Below are 20,751 nucleotides of genomic sequence, written 5' to 3'. Positions count from 1 at the left end.
CGTGAGTAGGCAGTTACTTGGGTCGGCTCTGGAACCCACATGGGGTCCGCAGGCCTAGCAGCTATCCGCGCTAACGACCCCGCTCCTTCACCGGGCGAAGTTCCCTGCCCGAACCATACCCCTCCAAGACCCAGCGCTCTCATTGGATGCCGCGTCTCCTGCCGATCCGCGAGATCTGTTGCAGGACCGGATGGCTGATCGGCCGGGTGCGGCGCCGATTGACGTAGCGGTGCCTTTTCATCATTGTCCTGTTGCTGCCTCCGAGGTTCAGCAATGAAGCGCAGTCTCGCTTTCGGTGTGATTGTCATCGCCGTCGTCGGCCTGCTGGGCGGCGCCGCACTTTTGATTGCCGGCCAGTCCAGAGTTTCGCAAGACGCGATCCAGTCGTCGGTTACCCGCACCCCTGAATTGATCGACAGCGCCTGGAAGCTGCCCGTGGCCGCCACGTTCAATGCCGACGTCACATGGCAATCAAACGGATCAAGGTGCGGCCCGGCAAGTGTCGCAAACACATTCCGCTCCATCGGCGAGGGGGAGACAACCGAAGCCGAGGTCCTCGCGGGAACGGGAATGTGCTGGACAGGCTTTTGCATCATTGGCCTCACACTGGACGAGCTTGCCGAGGTCGCTCGAACGAACACCAAGCGGAAAGTCTCCGTGCTTCGAAATCTGAGCGCCGATGCATTTCGCGAGCACATGAAGCGCGCCAACGATCCCGGCCGCCGTTACATCGTCAACTTTACCCGTGAGAAGATTTTCGGCGCCGGCGCTGGCCATTTTTCCCCGGTGGGAGGATATCTGGAGGCCGAGGACATGGTTTTCGTCCTCGATGTAAACGAGGACTACAAGCCTTGGCTGGTCGAGCGTGAGCGCCTGTTCTCAGCCATGGACACAATCGATAGCGATGGCGACAAGAAACGCGGCCTGCTGCTGATCGAGTAGCATTGTCGCAAGCAGTTTCGCTTGCCTTGTCTTCAATCGACCAGCACGGCGACCACGGCGGTGCAGTCGCCCGCCTTGACCAGTCCGGGGAAATGTCGGGCAGCCAATAGACCCGACATCCTTGCCCTGATTTCCTGAGGTGCGGCACCCGTGCGGCCAATGGAGTGGATGCGCGCCAGGACCTGGCCCTCTTCGACAGGCTCGCCGAGATCGATCATCGTTTCGATCATCCCGTCGTCCTCGGCAAACGAAAAGCAATCGCCCGACGGCATGTCCAGCCAGCGGGTCGGCTGCATCTCGACCGCACCGGCGACGATGCCGGCATGGCGCAGCACATTGAGCACGCCGCGACGCGCGATCCGCACCGTTTCCGCGCGCGAAGTCCCACCACCGCCAAGTTCAGTGGTGATGAACAGCTTGCCCATCTCTTCGGCGGCAGTGTCGAACATGCCGACCGCATCGATCTCCAGCATCTTCATCGACCACGGCGCCGAGAACGCTTCGACCGCGGCGAAACCCTTCGCCTCCAACTCCTTGTCGGGGCGGATATGGGCGGCGCAGAACGGCACGAAGTCGAGCGTCTTGCCGCCGGAGTGGAAGTCGAGCGCGATGTCGGTGCGCGGCAAAAGTTCACGCTGGAAGTAATCGGCGATCTTCTCGGTCACCGTGCCGTCGGACCGGCCGGGAAAGCTGCGGTTCAGATTGCCCTTGTCGATCGGCGAGGTGCGGGTGCCGGCGCGGAACGCCGGATAGTTCATTGCCGGCACGATGATGACCGTGCCGCTGACTTGCTTGGGATCAAGCGTGCGGGCGAGATCGTAGAGCGCCAGCGGCCCCTCATATTCGTCGCCATGATTGCCGCCGGTGAGCAATGCGCTCGGCCCGCTGCCGTTGCGGATCACGCAGATCGGGATCATCACCGATCCCCAGGCCGAATCGTCACGGCTGTACGGCAGGCGCAGGAACCCGTGCTGCACGCCGTCGCGTTCGAAATCGACGGTCGGCGTGATCGGTGATGGGCGAAGGTGGGACATCGGGCTCAATCCTTCACCACCAGCTTGCGCGGCACATTGGCCAGGCACTCGACCCCTGTCTTGGTGATCAGGATGGATTCGGTGATCTCGAGCCCCATCGTCTCCAGCCACAGGCCGGTCATGAAATGGAAGGTCATGCCGGGCTTCAGCTCGGTGCGGTCGCCGGGGCGCAGGCTCATAGTGCGCTCGCCCCAGTCCGGCGGATAGGAAAGCCCGATCGGATAACCGGTGCGGTTGTCCTTGACGATGCCGTATTTCTTCAGCACCGCGAAGAAGGCGTTGGCGATGTCTTCGCAGCTGTTGCCGGGCTTCGCCGCGGCCAACCCCGCCTCCATGCCTTCCAGCGTCGCCTTCTCGGCATCGAGGAATTCCTGCGTCGGTTTACCAAGGAACACAGTCCGCGAAAGCGGGCAATGGTAGCGGTTGTAGCAGCCGGCGATCTCGAAGAAGGTGCCCTCGCCCGACTTCATCGGCCGGTCGTCCCAGGTCAGATGCGGCGCCGACGCATCGGCGCCCGACGGCAGCAGCGGCACGATCGCCGGGTAGTCGCCGCCAATCTTTCCCTCTGGCCCGTCGACGCCGCGCGTGCCGGCATCATAGATCTCGGCGACCAGATCGCATTTGCGCATGCCGACTTCGATCTTGTCGACGATGCGCCGGTGCATCGCTTCGACGATGCGGGCAGCCTTGCGCATATAGTCGATTTCGGTCGGGCTCTTCACCGCGCGCTGCCAGTTGACGAGTGCTGTGGCGTCGACGAAGCGGGCATTGGGCAGGTGTTTCTGCAGCGATGCGAAGGCGGCGGCCGAGAACCAATAATTGTCCATCTCGACGCCGATGCTGAGCTTGCCCCAGCCGCGATCGGCCAACACCTGCGAAAGAAAATCCATCGGGTGGCGTTCGGTCGACTGCACATAATGGTCGGCATAGCCAACGATGTTGTCGTGCGCGAGATAGGCGGTGCGCTTGGCGCCGTTGGCGTCCTGGCCGCGCCCGTACCACACCGGTTCGCCCGACGGCGGCACGATGACGGCCTGGTGCACATAGAATGACCAGCCATCATAGCCGGTCAGCCAGGCCATATTGGACGGGTCGCTGACAACAAGCAGTTCGACGCCCTTGGCCTCCATGGCCTTGCGTGTCTTGGCGAGGCGATCCGCATATTCGCCGCGCGAGAATTTCAAATTGGGCTGCATTGTTCTTGGTCCTCGTTTGTTGGGCCTTGCGGCCGGTATCAGCTTTCGAAAATCGTCCCGGCATTCCCCGCCCGCGCACGGTCGCGGGCGAGCGTGGCGATCGCCGTGTCCTGCACGCCGGTGCCGGTGAGGTCGGCGATGGTGATGTCGCTGTCCGAACGGCGGCCATGTCTATCGCCGGCGATGATCTGGCCGAGCTCGGTAATCTCGGCATCGGCCGCCATCACCCCCGTCGCGATGGCATGATGCAATTCGCCCAGCACCCGCGTCTGCTTCGCGCTGTCGGCGACGTAGAGATCGGCCATGCGCAGGATCGCCGGCGCGATCTCGTTCTTGTGCTCGGCGTCCGAGCCCATCGCGGTGATGTGCTGGCCGGCGGAGACGAAGCCGGCCTTGATCAGCGGCTCGGTCGAGGGGGTCGTGGTGACGATGATGTCGGCGCCGGCCGCCGCCTTTGCCGCGTCGGGCTCAGCATGCACGACGATGCCCAGCCGCTCGCGCAATGTGGCTGCCGCGGCTTCGGCCTTGGCGGCGTCCCTGGCCCAGATCCGCGCCTCGGCGATCGGCCGCACCAGCATAAGCGCCTCGAGCTGCAGTCCGGCCTGGACGCCGGCGCCGAAGATCGCAGCGATCGAAGTGTCGGCTCGCGAAAAATGTTTCGCCGCGACCGCTCCGGCCGCCGCCGTGCGGATGTCGGTCAAATAGCCATTGTCGAGCAGCAGCGCCTCGACCAGTCCGGTTTTTGAAGACAGCAGCACCATCATGCCATTGACGCTGGGCAGGCCGAGCTTCGGATTGTCGAAGAAGCCGGGACTGATCTTGATGGCAAAACCGTCGATCCCTGGCACATAGGCGGTCTTGACGTCGACCTCACCGCGATGCTCGGGAATGTCGAGCCGCAGGATCGGCGGCATCGCCACCGGCAAGGTGGCAAGCGCTCGGAACGCATTTTCGACGCAGGCGACGGCATCGAGATCGAGCTTCACGATCGCGCGCAGTTCGGCTTCGGTGAGTATCATCATCCGGCTCATGCGGCGCTCTCCTCAAATGCTTCGCCACAAACGACTTTCCTGTGCAGCGTCATGTCGATGTTGCGGCCCGACAGAATGAGCACACTGGGGCCGCTCGCCCTGACCTTGCCGGCAAGCACGGCGGCGATGCAAACCGCGCCGGCGCCTTCGACGATCTCGCGCTCCTGTTCATAGGCATGGCGGATGCCGGCGGCGATCTCGTCCTCGCTGAGCAGGATAACATCGTCGAGCAGGTCGCGGCACATCGAGAAGGTCAGCCGGTTGTCGAGGCCGACGCCGCCGCCGAGCGAATCAGCCAGCGTCGGCAGTTCCTCGACCAAAACCGGATGTCCGGCATCGAGGCTTGCCTTCATCGCCGCACCTCGCGCCATCGAAACGCCGATGACCTTCGTGCCGGGGCTGACGCCCTTCACGGCAGCGGCGACACCCGCCGCCAGCCCGCCGCCGGACAGCGGCACCAGCACCAGTGCGGCGTCCGCAACCTGCTCGATGATTTCTAGCCCGAGCGTACCTTGCCCGGCGATGATATCGGGATGGTCGAAGGGCGGCAGCATGATCAGACCGCCTTTCGCGACCAGCCGGTCGACCTCTTGCTGCGCATCGTCCTGGCTGTTGCCGACGATGCGGATCTCGGCACGGAGCCGGCGGATTTCGTCGAGCTTGTTCTGCGGCACCAGTCGCGACATGCAGATCGTCGCGCGTATGCCTTCGAGCTTTGCCGCTTGAGCCAGCGCCCGGCCGTGATTGCCGGTCGAGGCGGCGACCACGCCGCGCGCCTTCTCCTCGGCGGTCAGCGACGCGATGGCGTTCGAGGCGCCACGCAGCTTGAAGCTGCCGGTGGTCTGCCGATGTTCGAGCTTGAGATAAACAGGCGCGCCCAAGTGCCGGGAAAGACCCGGGGATGGCACGGTCGGCGTGCGCTCGACCTTGCCGGCGATGCGCTCGCGGGCTGACTGGATATCGGCGAGGGTGATTGAGGTAAATGGCATGAGTTGGCGCTGCCCCTCACCTGCCTGCCGGCATCCTCTCCCCGTGAACGGGGAGAGGGGTGCTCTCATCGACGGCTTCACCAACCAACAACGTCGCAGAATAGAGTGCGAAGCAGCAGCCAGTCCCCTTCTCCCCGTTCACGGGGAGAAGGTGCCGGCAGGCGGATGAGGGGCGGCGCTGACTTATCAAGCCTGACTTCCTCGCTTCGACATCTCACCTTTGGGCAACGGCAGCGTCATCAGACGGCCGAATTCGGCGCGCGGCTCGTCGTCGCCGCAAAGCCGCAGGCAGTTCCAGGCCGTTGCCTGGTTGCTGGTCACCACCGGACGGCCGATCGCCTCTTCCATGCCGACGACGGCAAGCGCTGCCCGCAGCGCTGTGCAGGAGACGAACAGTGCGTCCGCTTGCGCGTCGGTCGTCTTGGCTGCCAGATCGACCAGCGTGGCCGGTGCAATCCGCGCCATCTCGCAGTCGTCGTCGAAGCCGAGACAGGTGAAGCTGGCGATCTCGAAACCGTGCGCTGCAAAATAGACGGCCATCGGCCGGCTGGTCTCGACCGTATAAGGGGTGAGAATACTGATCGTCCTGGCGCCCAGCGCCTTCAAGCCGCGCACCCCTGCCATCGGCGGCGTAACCACGGGTACGCCGGGCTTGGCCGCCTGCACCGCCGCCTCGATCTCGGCATCGCCGATGACCACGGAGGCCGAGGTGCAGGAATAGCAGATCGCATCGAGCGGCTCATCGGGCAGGATGAGCGCCGCGCCGGCCGTCAGCGATGGCTGCATCTTGCGCAAATTCTCCGGCGTCGTCGGATTGGCGTAGGGGATGCGCGCGACATAGACGCCGATCCGGTTGCTTGCCACCATGCGGCGAAAATCCGGTTCGGTCGTATGGTCGGTGGCAAGGATGATCAGGCCGACGCGCTTTTCCAGCGGACGCGCATCGAGCGCCGGCCGTGTCGAGTGCAAGCGGATGTCGACTGGAGCGGTCACCAGGCTCTCCTTGCCGACGGTTTGCCATAAAGCGAAAGCATCGCAGGAACCACTGTCATTTTTCAATGCGCCCGTAGCGGCGTTCCAGCCAGCGCAGCAGCACGACCGAGAATAGGCTGATGACGAGGAAGAAGGCGCCGACCAAGGTCATCGGCTCGACATAGCGATAGTAGGTGTTGGCGACGCTCTTGGCCTGGTTCATCAGTTCCAGCACGGTGATCGCCGACAGCAGCGGCGTCTCCTTGAACATGGCGATGAAGTAGTTGGCAAGCGCCGGGATCATCGGCGGGATAGCCTGCGGCACGATGATGTGGGTCCAGGTCTGCCTGGCGTTGAGATTGCAGGCCTTGGCGGCTTCCCACTGGCCGCGCGGCACATTGTCGATGCCGGCGCGATAGACCTCGGCCGTGTAGGTGCCGTAGTGCAGCCCGAGGCCGATGACGCCCGCCACCAGCGGCGGCAGCAGGATACCGATGTCCGGCAGCACGTAGAAGATGAAATAGAGCTGCACCAAGAGCGGCGTGCCGCGGATGAACTCGGCAAGGAAGCCGACGCTGCGCGACAAGCCCTTGTTCGGCGAGCGCCGCGCCAGCGCGATAGCCAGGCCGACCATCGCAGCCAGGACCGAGCCGAGCAGCGTCGCCAGGATGGTGATCTTCACGCCCTCAATCAGGGTCGGCATGATCTCCCAGACGAAATTCCAATCCCACTCCATTATGAGGCCCGATCCATCAGACGCGCACCCCGTCGAGGCCGCGCGCCATGCGGCGTTCCAGCGAACGCACACCCCAGGAAATGATCAGCGCAAGGGCGAAATAGATAACGAGAATGGTGGTGAACGGCACCAGCGTGTTGCCGGTCTGCGAGCGCACGACCTGGGCCTGGAAGGTCAGGTCGGTGAGCGAGATCAGCGAAACGACGGCGGTGGCCTTGAGCAATTCGATGGCGTTGTTGCCGAAGGTCGGCAGCATGACCAGCAGCGCCTGCGGCAGGATGACATGGCGCATGGCTTGCCAGCGGCCGAGATTGACCGCGATGCAGGCCTCGTACTGTTCGCGGCCGATCGACTGAATGGCGCCGCGCACCACCTCCGCCCCATAGGCGCCGACATTGAGGCCAAGCGCCAGCACGCCGGCCTGCAGCGGCGTCAGCGAAATGCCGACGAACGGCAGCACGAAATAGGCCCAGAACAGCTGAACGAAGATCGAGGTGCCGCGGAAGAATTCGATATAGGCGGTGGCCAGCGCCCGAATGGCGAAAAAACGCGACAGCCGCCCCAGCCCGGCGAGAAAGGCCATGATCAGGGCAAGCACCGACCCCATCAGCGTCAGCTCGATGGTAACAAGCGCTCCCTGCAATATCAGGCCGAAATAGCCGGACCATTGGGTCATGAAGTTCGAATTTTCCAGCGTTTTACGGTTGTAGTCTTGGCCCCTTCTCCCCATTCACGGGGAGAAGATGCCGGCAGGCAGATGAGGGGCGGCGCGAACCAACCAAAGCACCTTCTCTCCGTGAACGGGGAGAAGGAAAAAAAGGCGCCTACTTTGCCGAGCAGAGCTTGTCGCGGCTCGTCGACATCGCTGCCGCTGCCGAGAAACCGTAGGGCTCGATGATCTTGGCAAATTCGCCGGACTTCTTGAGCTTGGCCAGTTCGACGTCATAGGCGTCGCGCAGCGCCTCATCGCCCTTCTTGAACGCGGCGCCGTCGCAATAGACCGGCGCGCCGACCACCGGGGCGACGACTTCGAGGTTCGGATCGTTGGCCTTCTTGACCAGATCGTTGATCGACAGCACCGGCAGCGAATAGGCGTCGATGCGGCCGTCCTGCAGCATCTTCAGGCCGCTCTGGCCGTCCGGCACGACGATGACGCGGTCACGCGGGACGCCGGCAGTGAGCGCCAGCTTCTCCTCGGTGCCGCCGCCCGGCGCGCCGATCGTCGCGGTGGCATCCTTGGCGACATCCTCATAGCTCTTGAAGCCCTTCGGGTTGCCCTTCTTGACCAGCATAGCCTCGGCGTCGCACAGCACCGGCTCCGAATAAGCGACCGCCGCGCAGCGCTCCGGTTTCATGAACAGGCCGGCGGTGACGACGTCGAAACGGCCGGCCTGCAGGCCGGGGATCATCGCGCCATATTCCGAGATCGAGGCGACGATGTCGTTGACACCAAGACGCTTGAAGATTTCACGGGCCACATCGGGCGCCGCACCCGAAACCTTGCCGTCAGCCGCGACCGCCGTATAGGGCGGCTCGTTGGCGATGGCGACACGGGCGAAGCCCTGTGCCTTGAGCTCTTCGAGCTTGCTGTCATCGGCCGATCCCGCGGTCGAAGCGGCCAGAATTGCGGTCAGTGCAACACCGGCCACGCCGGCGAGAATGCCAAGTTTCTTCATTGTTCCCAACTCCTTGTTTCTCTTTTGGTTTGGTCGTTCTACGGGACGGCTTCGCCGCCCTGGGCATGGCGGTCAGACGCGATGTCCGGCCGCGATGATCTTCTTCAGGAAAGCTTGCGTACGCTCCTGCTTGGGGTTGCGGAAAATCTCGTCGGGCTTGCCTTCCTCGACAATCTTGCCGCGGTCGAAGAACAGAACCCGGTCGGCGAAATCATGTGCAAAACCCATTTCGTGGGTGACCAGCAGCATGGTCATGTCGGTCTCGGAGCAGAGCCGCCACAACACGTTCAGCACCTCCTCGACCAGTTCCGGATCGAGCGCCGATGTCACCTCGTCGAACAGCATGATCCTGGGCTGCAGCGCCAAGGCGCGAGCGATGGCAACGCGCTGCTTCTGGCCGCCGGAAAGCTGCGCCGGCATCGCTTTCGCCTTGTCGGCCATGCCGACCATGTCGAGCAGTTCCATCGCCCGTTTTTCGGCGGCGGCGCGCGGCATGCCCTTGGTCAGGATCGGCGCCAGCGTGACATTGTCGATGACGCTCTTGTGCGGAAACAGGTTGAACAGCTGGAAGACCATGCCGATCTTCTGGCGCATTCTTGCCAGATGCCGTTCGTCGGCTGGCAGCAACTGGCCGTTGCGCTCCATGTGGTAAAGCTGCTCGCCGTCGATCTGGATGTGGCCGCTGTCGATCCGCTCCAGCGTCATCAGGATGCGCAGGATCGTCGTCTTGCCGGAGCCCGATGGGCCGATCAGCGCCAGCTTCTCGCGCGGCATGACTTGCATCGACAGGCCGTCCAGCACCTTGAAGGTACCGAAGCTTTTCGAAATGGCATCGATCTTGATGATGGGCGCGGACAATGAATTCCCCGTGCTGAGAAGCTGATGCCTTCAACGATGCGGAACGCGCCAAATCATGTCAATCAGGAAAATAACCTCATGACAATGTTTCTGGCTCCGAGAATTTCGCGGCAAAGTCTGCCTAGATCGCCAGCAGGAGATGCTCCGGATCGCCGAGCAGAAGTTTGGTCACAACGCTGAGGCCGGCGCGCAGTTCCGCCTCGGTGGTCGAGCCCAGCGAGATCCGAACCGCTGGCTGCCAGGGCGCCGCCGAGATGCGGAACGATGTGCCTGGTGCGATCGCCACGGCCTGCAGGCGGGCCTGCGAGACGAAGCCCTCCTCGGCGCGGTCGCCGGGCAGCTGCAGCCACAGATGCAGTCCGTCGCGATGGACGCGGTAGTCGACCCCGGCAAGCACCTGGGCGGCAATCTCCTGCCGCCGCCGCAGCGCCGACCGTTGCCAGCTTACGAGTTCCATTGCCGTGCCGTCGGTCACCCATTTTGTCGCAATCTCAGCCACCATCGGCGTCGCCATCCAGTTGGAGACGAGATGCCGATTGGCGACGGCAGCGACATAGCGGTCGGGCGCCGCGAGATAACCGATGCGCAGGCCTGGCACCACGATCTTGGTGAAGGAGGTGACGTAGAGCGTGCGCTCGGGCGCGAAGGCGGCGACCGGCGGCGGCCGGTCTTCGACCAGCGGCCCGAGCACATCGTTCTCGATGATGGCGATGTCGTGCCTGCGCGCCACCGCAGCGATCTGCTCGCGCCGCGCGGCATTCATCAATGTTGCAGTCGGGTTGATCACCGAGGGCTGCACGAACACGGCGCGGATGTCGGAAAGCCGGCACGCCTCGTCGAGCGCCTCCGGGATCAGGCCGTTGTCGTCGATCGGCAGGCCCTCGAGGTTGAAGCCGAGATAGCGCGCCAGCGGGATCAGCGTGTGATGGCCGATCGCCTCGGTGGCGACGGTCGAACCGGGAGGCGCCACGCTCATCAGCGCCACCGTCATCCCGGCCGTGGCGCCGTTGGTCAGGCTGACATTCTGCGCCGAAACATCGAGACCGCACAGCCGCAGCCATTCGACCGCCACCGCACGGTGGCGCGGGAACACCATGTTCGGCCGGAACGACAGCGCCGAGGTCGACGGCAGGTTCTCGGCGAGCCAGCCCAGCGCCTGCTTCAGCCGCTCCAGATGCATCGGCTCACAGACCGGCTTCAGGATCGACAGGTCGATGACCTCGCCAAGGCGTTCCGGCAGATAGGGCGGCTCCGGCTCGCGGCGCTGCGTCTGCACGAAGCTGCCGCGGCCGATCTCGCCGGAGACCAGGCCCCGGCGGATCAGTTCCTCATAGGCGCGGCTGACTGTCTGCACCGAAAGCTTCAAATCGTCGGCCAGCCGGCGATGCGTCGGCAGCCGCGCGCCGTTGGCCAGCCGCCCATCATGAATGGCGCGCGCGAACTGGTCGGCGAGCGATTGATAGGCCGGCCGCCGGATAAGCGCGGGATCTGGACGCCACAATGTCATGACATATTAGAGATCGAAATCAGTGCAATTGACAATCGAAATAATGCGCCGTCATGGTGTCGCCGACGAAAAAAAGTGGACGCTCATGGCCGCATTGAAACTGGATCAGATCGACCTGAAAATCCTCGACGCGGTCCAGCGCGACGGGCGCATCACCAAGCTGGCGCTCGCCGACAAAGTCGGTCTGTCGCCGACGCCGTGCTGGATGCGGTTGCGCAAGCTGGAAAAGGCCGGCATCGTCTCCGGCTATCACGCCAAGGTTGCAATGCGCGCCGTCGCGCCGGTCGCCACGGTACTGATGGAGGTGACGCTGGCCAGCCACCGCCAGGCCGATTTCGACCGTTTCGAGCGCGTCATCCGCGACGTCCCTGAAATCGTCGCCTGCTGGTCGGTGGGCGGCGGCGTCGACTATTTGCTGAAAGTGATGGCGCGCGACATCGACGCCTACCAGCGGCTCGTCGACGCCCTGCTCGAACGCGAGATCGGCATCGACCGCTATTTCACCTACATCGTCACCAAGACGGTGAAGGAGGAGGTCGCCTTGCCGGTGGCGGATCTGTTGCCGGCGCCGTCGTGAGGCCATAGGTCCCGGGTCGCACGCCTAGGAGATTGGCTGAGACATTTGTCGCTTCGTCATCCCAGGGTCTCCGCGACGGAGCTTCGCTGCTGCTTCGCCCGGGGATGACGAAGTTGGAGGAGGTTCAGCCAATCTCCACGGTTTGCTACCGCCTGCCGTAGCGCTAGAGAGATCGTCGGTTCCGGCAGCTCAATAGAGACAATCTCTCTACGCGTAGGCGCCGAAACAGCCTCTCTGTCCAGGCCGCGCGCATAGTCTCTCCGTATCACTGCGAACCGGGAGACCTCAAAAATGTCCGCGCATTTTGCCCGCCCACACCGCCACGAAGCGCTTGACCGGCTCGCCGACCGCCGGCTGCTGCGCGAACTCGCCTATGTCGACGGCCACTGGACGGCGAGTGAGGCGGCCGAGAGTTTTGAAGTGACCGACCCTGCCACGGGCGCCACTGTTGCCTGGGTTGCCGGGCTCGACAGCAGGCAGACCAGCAAGGCGATCGACGCTGCGTCGCGTGCCTTTCCCGCCTGGCGCGCGGCTCTCCCACAAGAACGCGCAAGAATCCTACGAAAATGGTTCGATCTGATCATCGCCGCCAAAGATGATCTGACGCTGCTGATGACGCTCGAACAGGGCAAGCCGCTTAGGGAAGCGCTTGGCGAGATCGACTACGCCGCCTCCTTCGTCGAGTGGTATGCCGAGGAGGCAAAACGCCTCAACGCCGAAAGCGTCACCAGCCACTTGCCAAACGCCGAGATGATGGTGCGGCGCGAACCGCTCGGCGTCGTCGGCGTTGTCACCCCGTGGAATTTTCCCGCGGCCATGCTGACCCGCAAGGCGGCGGCCGCCCTTGCCGCCGGCTGCACGATCGTGGCGCACCCTTCGTCGGAAACGCCGCTGTCGGCACTGGCGCTGGCCGAGCTCGGCGAACGCGCCGGCCTGCCGGCAGGCGTCTTCAACGTTCTCACCGGCAAGGCTTCGACCATCGTTGGGCGAATGTGCGAAGACGCTCGCGTCCGGGCCATGAGCTTCACCGGCTCGACCGAGATCGGCAGACTGATCGCCGCGCAAAGTGCGCCGACGATGAAGCGGCTGGTGATGGAGCTTGGCGGTCATGCGCCGCTGATCGTCTTTGCCGACGCCGATCTCGACAAGGCTGTGACCATCGCCATCGATGCCAAATTCGCCACGTCCGGCCAGGATTGCCTTGCCGCCAACCGCATCTATGTCCAGCGTCCGATTTATGATCGTTTCTGCGCCGCCTTCGCCAGGCGCATCGAGGGGTTGCGGACAGGCAATGGCCTGGCCGATGACACCGACATCGGGCCGTTGATGCACGAGCGCGGCGTCAAGAAGGTCGAGGAGCAGGTTGCCGATGCGCTAGCCCGTGGCGCGCGCTGCCTAACCGGCGGCGGCAGACATCCGGCCGGGCCGCTGTTCTACCGGCCGACCCTGCTGGCCGATGTCACCGACGACGCGCTGATTATGCGCGAGGAAACTTTTGGTCCGGTCGCCGCGGTGACGCCCTTCGACAGCGAAGACAAGGTCATCGCCCGCGCCAACGCCACCGAATACGGCCTCGTCGCCTATGTCGCCACCGAGAACGGCGGCCGCCAATTGCGCATGGGCCGCGCGCTCGACTACGGTATGGTCGCCATCAACCGCGTGAAGATCACCGGCGCGCCGATCCCGTTCGGCGGCGTCAAACAGTCCGGCATCGGCCGCGAAGGCTCGCGCCACGGGTTCGAAGCCTTTACCGATCTCAGATATCTGTGCCTGGACGTGGCGTAAGGTGTATCGACATTCAGGTGATGCCGGTCTGCAAATGGCGGCGTCCTGCGCTTCCGGTGCTCACGTACGAAAAAGTACGCTCCGCTCCGGTTCTCGGAAGCCACCATTTTCGACTCGGCCTGACCTGAATCTCGACGCACCTTAGGCCGTGTCGGGACCATCTTTCTCTAAGGAGTCAATAAAATGCTCGACCAGTCCAACGAACTCGCCGCCTGGGACCGCGATCACTTCTTCCATCCCTCGACCCATATGGGCACGCATGCACGGGGTGAATCGCCAACCCGCATCATCGCCGGCGGCGAAGGCGTCACCATCTGGGACAATAACGGCCGCAAGAGCATCGATGCCTTTGCCGGCCTTTATTGCGTCAATGTCGGCTATGGCCGCCAGAAGATATCAGACGCCATCGCCGCACAGGCCAGGAACCTCGCCTATTATCATGCCTATGTCGGCCACGGCACCGAGGCGTCGATCACGCTTTCCAAGATGATCATCGATCGGGCGCCGCAAGGCATGTCGAGGGTCTATTTCGGCCTCTCCGGTTCCGACGCCAACGAAACCAACATCAAGCTGATCTGGTACTACAACAACGTGCTCGGCCGTCCCGAGAAGAAGACGATCATCTCGCGCTGGCGCGGCTATCACGGCTCCGGCGTCATGACCGGATCGCTGACCGGGCTCGACCTGTTCCACAACGCCTTCGACCTGCCGCGTGCGCCGATCCTGCACACTGAGGCGCCCTACTATTTCCGCCGCGCCGACCGCTCGCTGAGCGAGGAGCAGTTTTCCCAACACTGCGCCGACAAGCTGGAGGAGATGATCCTGGCTGAGGGCCCGGACACGGTCGCCGCCTTCATCGGTGAGCCGATCCTCGGCACCGGCGGCATCGTGCCGCCGCCCGCTCTCTACTGGGAAAAGATCCAGGCGGTGCTGAAGAAATATGATGTGCTGCTGGTCGCCGACGAAGTGGTCACCGGCTTTGGCCGGCTGGGCACGATGTTCGGCTCCGACCATTACGGCATCAAGCCCGACCTGATCACCATCGCCAAGGGCCTGACCTCGGCCTATGCGCCGCTGTCGGGCGTCATCGTCGCGGACAAGGTCTGGCAGGTGCTGGTGCAGGGTTCCGACAAGCTCGGCAGCATAGGCCATGGCTGGACCTATTCGGCGCATCCGATCTGCGTCGCCGCCGGCGTCGCCAACCTGGAACTGATCGACGAGATGGACCTGGTGACCAATGCTGGCGAAACCGGCGCCTACTTCCGCGCCGAACTGGCGAAAGCCGTCAGCGGCCACAAAAATGTCGGCGAGGTGCGCGGCGACGGCATGCTGGCGGCAATCGAGTTCGTCGCTGACCGGGACGACCGCGTGTTCTTCGATGCCTCGCAAAAAATCGGGCCGCAGGTCGCGACCGCTCTTGCCGAGCGCGGCGTCATCGGCCGGGCCATGCCGCAGGGCGACATTCTGGGCTTCGCGCCACCGCTCTGCCTGACGCGCGAAGAGGCCGATATCGTCGTGTCGAAGACGACCGATGCGGTGAAGAGCGTGTTTGCGAACCTCTGAAGAACCGACATGAAAGCGATAACCAAACCCCTCCCCGCCACTATGGCCGCCGTGCAGCTGACCGGTCACGGCGGACCGGAAAAGCTTGTCTATCGCACCGACGTGAAAGTGCCCTCGCCCGCCCCGGGCGAGGTTCTGGTCAAGGTCACGGCGTGCGGCATGAACAACACCGATGTCTGGGTGCGCCAGGGCGCCTATGGCACCGAAGAAGATGCTGCCGCCGTGTCGACCTGGCGGCGTCAGGGCAATACGCTGACCTTCCCGCGTATCCAAGGCACCGACACGGTCGGCAACATCGTTGCCGTCGGCGAGGGTGTTTCTTCGGCCCGCATCGGCGAACGGGTGATGGTCGATTTCTCCATCTACAACCGCGACGATGATTCCCTCGCCGACATCGACTATATGGGCCACGGCCGCGACGGCGGCTATGCCGAGTACCAGACCGTGCCGGCCGAGAATGCCCATGTCGTTGCTACCGCCCTCACTGACGTCGAACTCGCCACCTTCTGCTGCGCTTACCTTACCGGCGAACAGATGCTGGAACGCGCCGCATTGAAGGCCGGCGAGCGTGTGCTGGTCACCGGCGCCTCGGGCGGCGTCGGCTCCGGCATCGTGCAATTGGCGCGGGCGCGCGGCGCCATTCCCTATGCCGTCGTCGGCAAGGGCAAGGAACAGGCGGTGCTCGACATCGGCGCCGAGGCGGTGATCACCCGTGGCGTCGCCGATCTGCCCGCCGCCGTCAACGACGCGACCGGCGGCCAGCCGATCGACGTGGTTGCCGACCTCGTCGGCGGTGCGATCTTCAACGACCTGTTGCGCATCCTTCGGCCCGAAGGCCGCTACACCACGGCCGGCGCGATTGCCGGTCCGGTCGTGCAGCTCGATCTGCGCACCATGTACCTCAAGCAATTGCAGCTGCACGGCTCCAGCCAGGGCACGCGACACGATTTCCGTCCGCTACATCGAGGACAAGAAGATCCGGCCGCTGGTCGGCGGGGTCTACAAGCTGTCCGATTTCCATCGCGCCCAGGCGGATTTCATCGCCAAGGATTTTGTCGGCAAGCTGGTGGTCGTTCCGGACGCCGTGTCGGATCTCTCTGCGACGCGTTGACAACAAGACTAACAAGGGCTCGGGCTGTTCGCCGACACGGTGAGATAAAGCGCAACATGGCCTTGCGGCGCGCCGAAGCGAAGGAAGGCTTCCGACAGCGTCGCAAACACCGGTCCGCTGTCGCCTCTCAGCTTGGTGCAGAAATTCTTCGACTTGTCGAAGACGCCGGAGGTCTTGAGAAAGTCGATGCAGCCGTAGATCTCGTCCATGTGATGGCCCTCGCCGAGCGGATAGAGCGAGAACTGCGCGGCGACCTCTTGTCCGAGCTTTTTCGCACTGTCGACATTCGCCCGCGCCACGCCGATGCGCTGGGCAAGGGACAGGTCGTGGCTGCTGCCGGAAATCGGTGTGCAGATCGGATCGTCGGGCTCGCCGGGGCAGCCGCGCGACACCGTCGCCGACAGAACGCAATGCACACCACTTGCCGCCGCAGAAGCGAACAGATCGCGCATCGCCGGGAAAAGCTGTTCCGGCGGGCCGACGATCAGCGTCGAAATGTCGTCGGTTTCGATGCGGAAATTGGGGCGATAGGGGTCCATCGCCGAAAGCGCCCTAAGGATGACGCCGACAAAATCGTCGCACATCGGATACAGGGAAATCTGTGCACCTGAAAACATAGTCGCCTCGCTCCGCTGGCATTACCCAGATCAGCTTGAGGGACCGAAGGCTTGGCACCTTCCATCTCAGCCCCGGCAATACGGAGCGCCCCTGTCGATTGGGTGGACGTACCACCGGCGCGAACGATGTTCAAGTCTGGTCCAAGGGCAATCGCTTCAGATCAATTGCCGAGCTGGCGCCGCCAGCGAAGCTGCCGATCTCCCCTTGCGGGGGAGATGCCGGCAGGCAGAGGGGGGTGCTGTTCCTCGGACCTGTCAATCGATCGCAGCCACGCCCTCAAGCTGATTCGGGCTGGCAAGGCTGAAGTCGAAGTTGCGATCCTTCCCCCCTCTGTCCTGCCGGACATCTCCCCCGCAAGGGGGGAGATTGGATGTCGCTTCGGCTTTCGCCAATCACCAGCGCCCATTCAGCCTCTTTGTTTCGCTGCCCTGTTCAGCTCGGTGATGCGACCTGCCTGACCGCGGCTTCAAGCGATCTTTCGAACGCGTCGATCATCTCATCGACCTGTGGCTCGGTGATGATCAGCGGCGGGCAGAAAGCCAGCGCGTCGCCCATGTTGCGCGAGATGACGCCATTCTGCTGCATAAAACCGTTGACGAGCCCGCCCAGCGCGCCGGCCGCCTCCCACGGCGTCTTGTTCGCCTTGTCGCCGACCAGTTCGACCGCAGCGATCAGGCCGACGCCGCGCACCTCGCCGACAAGCGGGTGCGAAGCGAAGTTGCGCAGCCGCTTCTGCATATGCGCGCCGACCGTGCGCGCATTGCCGACAAGGTCGCGCTCCTCGATCAGCTTCAGGTTCTCGAACGCGACTGCCGCCGCAACGGGATGGCCGCCGCCGGTGAAGCCGTGGCCGAAGGTGCCGATGCGATTGCTTTCGTCGGCAATCGGCTCGAAAACCTTTTCGTTGATCAGCAAGGCCGAGATTGGCAGGTAGGACGAAGAAATCTGCTTCGACAGCACCATGATGTCCGGCCTGATGCCGAAGGTCTGCGAGCCGAACATCTCGCCTGTTCGACCAAAGCCGCAGATCACCTCGTCGGCGACGAGCAGGATGTCGTACTTCGACAGGACCGCCTGGATCTTCTCCCAATAGCCGGCCGGGGGAACGATGACGCCGCCGGCGCCCATGATCGGCTCGCCGAAGAAGGCGGCGATGGTTTCCGGGCCCTCGGCGAAGATCAGCTTTTCCAAGTCGTCGGCAAGCCGGCTCGAAAACTGCGCTTCGCTTTCATTTGGCAACCCATCGCGCCAATGGTGCGGCGTCGCCGTATGCAGCACATTGGCAATCGGCAGGTCGAAGGAAGTATGGTTGTTGGGCAGGCCGGTCAGGCTTGCCGCGGCAATGGTGACGCCGTGATAGCCGCGATTGCGGCTGATGATCTTCTTGCGTGCCGGCTGGCCGATCGCATTCGACCGGTACCAGATCATCTTCATAGCCGTATCGTTGGCCTCGGAGCCGGAATTGGTGAAATACGCCTTGCTCATCGGCACTGGCGCCATCTGCACTAGCTTCTCGGCGAGATCGATCAGCGGCGAATGCGATTTGGAGCCGAAGTCGTGATAGTAAGGCAGCTTGGACATCTGGCGCACCGCCGCATCGACCAGCCGCTTCTCCGAAAAGCCGACCGCGACGCTCCAAAGCCCGGCCATCGCCTCGATATAGCGGTTGCCGGCGAGATCCTCGACATAGATGCCGTCGCCCTTCTCGATGACGAGTGGCCCTGCTTCCTCATGCTTGCGGGCATTGGTGTAGCCGTGCATATGGTAGCTGATGTCGCGGGCTTCGGGAGAATTCGGTCGAGCGTCCATGATGGCTCCTGTCCTGCATGCCGGGACGTGCGTCCTGCCGCCGTTCGGCGCGCGCATCGGCCTCTGAATTAATGCTGTTTGGTGCATCCGTTTCTTGTAAGGGTGTCAAGCCATTTCGGAAGGGCTGGCGGATGGACGGAAGACATGCAGAATTTCAGCTTCGAGGCTGCGGAACGCGAGAACCTGCGCCAAGCCGGCTGTGCGCATCGCCAAGACTTGATTCCCGAACGGCTCACCAGGCACAACATCAAGCCTGAGGTGGCCTGATCGTGGACCATGTCGACTGCATCGTTGCCGGCGCCGGCGCCATCGGCCTCGCGATCGCGCGAGAGACGGCGCGGCGCGGCATGGACACCCTGATCCTCGAGGCCGAGAACGCCATCGGCACCGGGATTAGCTCGCGTAATTCCGAGGTCATCCATGCCGGAATCCACTATCCGGCCGGATCGCTGAAGGCCCGGCTCTGCGTGGCAGGCCGCGAAATGCTCTACCGCTATTGCCAGGAGCGGGCGGTGCCGCATGCGCGCTGCGGCAAGCTCATCGTCGCCACGGATGCTGAACAGGAACCAGTGCTCGCTTCCATCCTGGCCAACGCCTCTGCTTGCGGCGCGGGCGATTTGACGCCCTTGACCGCAGCAGAGGCGCGCAGGCTGGAGCCGAAGCTGCGGTGCACGGCGGCCCTTTTGTCTCCCGCCACCGGCATCATCGACAGCCATGCCCTGATGCTTGCGCTGCTGGGCGACGCCGAGGAGCACGGGGCGGCGCTCAGCCTCAACACCCGCATCGTCTGCGGCCGCATCGAGGGTGGGCGCATCGTGCTCGACACGGTCGACAGCACCAGCGGCGAGCGCTTTGAAATCGCCACCACACGCTTCATCAACGCCGCCGGGCTTGGCGCCACGGCACTTGCCGGCTCGCTTGACGGGCTCGACGCGCGATTCGTGCCAAGACTTCGCTTTGCCAAGGGCAATTATTTCTCGGTCGCGGGCCGGGCGCCGTTCTCGCGGCTGGTCTATCCCGTGCCCGAAGCCGGCGGGCTCGGCGTCCATCTGACGCTCGACCTCGATGGCGTCGCCCGCTTCGGGCCTGACGTCGAATGGACCAAGACACTCGACTATCGCGTCGATCCAGCGCGTGGCGAGCGCTTCTACGACCAGATCCGCAAATACTGGCCGGACCTGGCCGATGGCAGCCTGCAGCCGGCCTATAGCGGCATCCGGCCGAAGCTGTCCGGTCCCGGCGAAGCCAATGCCGACTTCATCGTCCAGGACGCGGCGGTGCACGGCGTCGAGGCCCTGGTCAATCTGTTCGGCATCGAGAGCCCCGGCCTGACCTCAAGCCTGGCGATCGCCGATCATGTCGCGAAGCGCCTCGCGCCAAAGGCAGGCTAACCGAGGCGACCCACGCGACCGCGCCCGCTGCCAAAGCATAATCCCAAACGCCCGTAAGCCATCCATAAGCCGGGATCGCAGAACCTCGGTCCGTCGATCACCGGGACCATCGATATGAAGATCCGTTTCGAAGCCATACCGAACCCAAGCTGCCGGTTCGAGATCTGGGACAATGAGACCGGCGTGCCCGTCGTCCATCACAATCGGCTGCTCACCTTCGCCTCGGCGAAATCGGCGGCAAGGATCGCCGACTTTCTCAACGATGGCCGCAGCCACAGGCGCCGCGCCGACGCCACCGAACGGCGCGTTGCGGAGCGCGATCTCGGCTGGGGAGGATAATGCCAAGCTGCTCTACCTCGCGGTGGCGGAGCGTCGCCGGCTCCCTTTCCACCCCACCGACGGCCATCTCCATGACGGACCGGGAACCATAATCCGGCACAATGGTTGTCTGGTCACCAAGTGATCCTCCTCGAGCAATCGGAGAACGGAAAGAATGATCATGCGCATGTTGACGACAATTGCCGCTCTTTCGGGGTTGGCCCTGGCGCAGCCGATCCACGCGCAATCCACCGACCCGCAGCTTCCCCAGATCGCACCCCCGGCCCCGGAAGCCCTGCCCGATCCAACCCTGCCTGATCAAACGCCGCCCGACCAAGCCTTGCCCGACCAGGCCTTGCCGGATCAGGATTTCACCGACCAGAACTTCACTGGCATTGCCATCGTCGCCCTCGAGGATTTGCCTCCGGAACTCAAGACACAAGCCGAGGCGGTGATCACCCAGACCAGCGTTGAAGATCTGCTTACCCTGCAGAGCTCGATCGATGCGTCGCCGCAGGCAGCAACGGCGCTGGCGGCGAACGGGCTGGATTCCTCGCAAGTCGTCGCTGCCAACATCGATGGCGACGGCATGCTGACGCTGATCATCCAGACAACCACGTGATTGGCGGGACCTGATC

20 protein-coding genes, 1 pseudogene and 1 riboswitch are annotated in these 20,751 nt (G+C 63.8%); of the genes and pseudogenes, 9 read left to right on the top strand and 12 right to left on the bottom strand.

Annotated features, from left to right (window positions below):
- The first annotated feature begins 273 nt into the window (after positions 1–273).
- Complete coding sequence (locus NMG70_RS24885; RefSeq protein ID WP_254026967.1) at positions 274–942, top strand: phytochelatin synthase family protein; 669 nt, start codon at positions 274–276, stop codon at positions 940–942.
- A 32-nt stretch (positions 943–974) separates the two neighbouring features.
- Here NMG70_RS24885 and doeB read toward each other — a convergent pair whose 3' ends face one another.
- The 10 genes from doeB to ehuR all read right to left on the bottom strand — a co-directional run bounded on the left by doeB (position 975) and on the right by ehuR (position 10,941).
- Complete coding sequence (gene doeB, locus NMG70_RS24880; protein ID WP_254026966.1) at positions 975–1,976, bottom strand: N(2)-acetyl-L-2,4-diaminobutanoate deacetylase DoeB; 1,002 nt, start codon at positions 1,974–1,976, stop codon at positions 975–977.
- A 5-nt stretch (positions 1,977–1,981) separates the two neighbouring features.
- A complete protein-coding gene (doeA, locus tag NMG70_RS24875) occupies positions 1,982–3,172 on the bottom strand; it encodes an ectoine hydrolase DoeA (RefSeq protein ID WP_254026965.1) in 1,191 nt (396 codons plus the stop codon).
- Between the two features lie 38 nt (positions 3,173–3,210).
- The gene (gene eutC / locus NMG70_RS24870; protein WP_254026964.1) at positions 3,211–4,203 is read right to left on the bottom strand and encodes an ectoine utilization protein EutC; all 993 of its coding nucleotides are present in this window, start codon (positions 4,201–4,203) and stop codon (positions 3,211–3,213) included.
- Positions 4,200–5,192 carry a hydroxyectoine utilization dehydratase EutB gene (gene eutB / locus NMG70_RS24865; protein ID WP_254026963.1) on the bottom strand — a complete coding sequence of 331 codons (993 nt, stop codon included), beginning with the start codon at positions 5,190–5,192 and terminating at the stop codon, positions 4,200–4,202. Before eutB ends, eutC begins: the two co-directional genes overlap by 4 nt.
- 186 nt (positions 5,193–5,378) lie before the next feature.
- Positions 5,379–6,185: an ectoine utilization protein EutA gene (gene eutA, locus NMG70_RS24860; RefSeq protein ID WP_254026962.1), complete on the bottom strand. Its 807-nt coding sequence runs from the start codon at positions 6,183–6,185 to the stop codon at positions 5,379–5,381.
- Between the two features lie 55 nt (positions 6,186–6,240).
- The gene (gene ehuD / locus NMG70_RS24855) at positions 6,241–6,900 is read right to left on the bottom strand and encodes an ectoine/hydroxyectoine ABC transporter permease subunit EhuD (RefSeq protein WP_254026961.1); all 660 of its coding nucleotides are present in this window, start codon (positions 6,898–6,900) and stop codon (positions 6,241–6,243) included.
- 16 nt (positions 6,901–6,916) lie between these two features.
- Positions 6,917–7,576 (bottom strand): ectoine/hydroxyectoine ABC transporter permease subunit EhuC, encoded by a 660-nt coding sequence (gene ehuC, locus NMG70_RS24850; protein ID WP_254026960.1) that lies wholly within the window; start codon positions 7,574–7,576, stop codon positions 6,917–6,919.
- Between the two features lie 148 nt (positions 7,577–7,724).
- On the bottom strand, positions 7,725–8,576 hold the full coding sequence (ehuB, locus tag NMG70_RS24845; RefSeq protein WP_202366682.1) for an ectoine/hydroxyectoine ABC transporter substrate-binding protein EhuB: 852 nt from the start codon (positions 8,574–8,576) through the stop codon (positions 7,725–7,727).
- 72 nt (positions 8,577–8,648) lie between these two features.
- Positions 8,649–9,434: an ectoine/hydroxyectoine ABC transporter ATP-binding protein EhuA gene (gene ehuA, locus NMG70_RS24840; protein WP_023797847.1), complete on the bottom strand. Its 786-nt coding sequence runs from the start codon at positions 9,432–9,434 to the stop codon at positions 8,649–8,651.
- Between the two features lie 121 nt (positions 9,435–9,555).
- Positions 9,556–10,941 carry a MocR-like ectoine utilization transcription factor EhuR gene (gene ehuR / locus NMG70_RS24835; protein WP_254026959.1) on the bottom strand — a complete coding sequence of 462 codons (1,386 nt, stop codon included), beginning with the start codon at positions 10,939–10,941 and terminating at the stop codon, positions 9,556–9,558.
- 94 nt (positions 10,942–11,035) lie between these two features.
- Between ehuR and NMG70_RS24830 the strand changes: the two genes are divergently transcribed.
- From NMG70_RS24830 to NMG70_RS24815, 4 genes and pseudogenes are all read left to right on the top strand, one after another.
- The gene (locus NMG70_RS24830; protein WP_254027006.1) at positions 11,036–11,518 is read left to right on the top strand and encodes an Lrp/AsnC family transcriptional regulator; all 483 of its coding nucleotides are present in this window, start codon (positions 11,036–11,038) and stop codon (positions 11,516–11,518) included.
- 291 nt (positions 11,519–11,809) lie between these two features.
- Positions 11,810–13,303 carry an NAD-dependent succinate-semialdehyde dehydrogenase gene (locus NMG70_RS24825; RefSeq protein WP_254026958.1) on the top strand — a complete coding sequence of 498 codons (1,494 nt, stop codon included), beginning with the start codon at positions 11,810–11,812 and terminating at the stop codon, positions 13,301–13,303.
- Positions 13,304–13,486: 183 nt separating this feature from the next.
- On the top strand, positions 13,487–14,866 hold the full coding sequence (locus NMG70_RS24820; protein ID WP_254026957.1) for an aspartate aminotransferase family protein: 1,380 nt from the start codon (positions 13,487–13,489) through the stop codon (positions 14,864–14,866).
- 9 nt (positions 14,867–14,875) lie between these two features.
- A pseudogene (locus tag NMG70_RS24815) lies at positions 14,876–15,977 on the top strand (alcohol dehydrogenase family protein).
- 8 nt (positions 15,978–15,985) lie between these two features.
- On the opposite strand, the gene NMG70_RS24810 reads toward NMG70_RS24815, so the two are convergent.
- Both NMG70_RS24810 and NMG70_RS24805 read right to left on the bottom strand, forming a co-directional pair.
- Positions 15,986–16,594: a YkoF family thiamine/hydroxymethylpyrimidine-binding protein gene (locus NMG70_RS24810; protein ID WP_254026956.1), complete on the bottom strand. Its 609-nt coding sequence runs from the start codon at positions 16,592–16,594 to the stop codon at positions 15,986–15,988.
- Positions 16,585–16,697: riboswitch (TPP riboswitch) on the bottom strand. (Overlaps the previous gene by 10 nt.)
- Before the next feature lie 330 nt (positions 16,698–17,027).
- Entirely contained in the window at positions 17,028–18,404 is a 1,377-nt protein-coding gene (locus NMG70_RS24805; protein WP_254026955.1) for an aspartate aminotransferase family protein, read from the bottom strand.
- A 144-nt stretch (positions 18,405–18,548) separates the two neighbouring features.
- On the opposite strand from NMG70_RS24805, the gene NMG70_RS32710 reads away from it, so the two are divergent.
- From NMG70_RS32710 to NMG70_RS24790, 4 genes are all read left to right on the top strand, one after another.
- Positions 18,549–18,671, top strand: a complete 123-nt coding sequence (locus tag NMG70_RS32710) for a hypothetical protein (protein ID WP_301555183.1) — start codon at positions 18,549–18,551, stop codon at positions 18,669–18,671.
- 2 nt (positions 18,672–18,673) lie between these two features.
- Positions 18,674–19,795 (top strand): NAD(P)/FAD-dependent oxidoreductase, encoded by a 1,122-nt coding sequence (locus NMG70_RS24800; protein WP_254026954.1) that lies wholly within the window; start codon positions 18,674–18,676, stop codon positions 19,793–19,795.
- 114 nt (positions 19,796–19,909) lie between these two features.
- Entirely contained in the window at positions 19,910–20,134 is a 225-nt protein-coding gene (locus tag NMG70_RS24795) for a hypothetical protein (RefSeq protein ID WP_254026953.1), read from the top strand.
- 160 nt (positions 20,135–20,294) lie between these two features.
- Positions 20,295–20,735 (top strand): hypothetical protein, encoded by a 441-nt coding sequence (locus NMG70_RS24790; protein WP_254026952.1) that lies wholly within the window; start codon positions 20,295–20,297, stop codon positions 20,733–20,735.
- The last annotated feature ends 16 nt before the right edge of the window (positions 20,736–20,751 follow it).

It is taken from the genome of Mesorhizobium ventifaucium, from assembly GCF_935822925.1.
GTDB lineage: Bacteria > Pseudomonadota > Alphaproteobacteria > Rhizobiales > Rhizobiaceae > Mesorhizobium > Mesorhizobium ventifaucium.
This window is presented reverse-complemented; position numbering and strand designations above follow the sequence as displayed.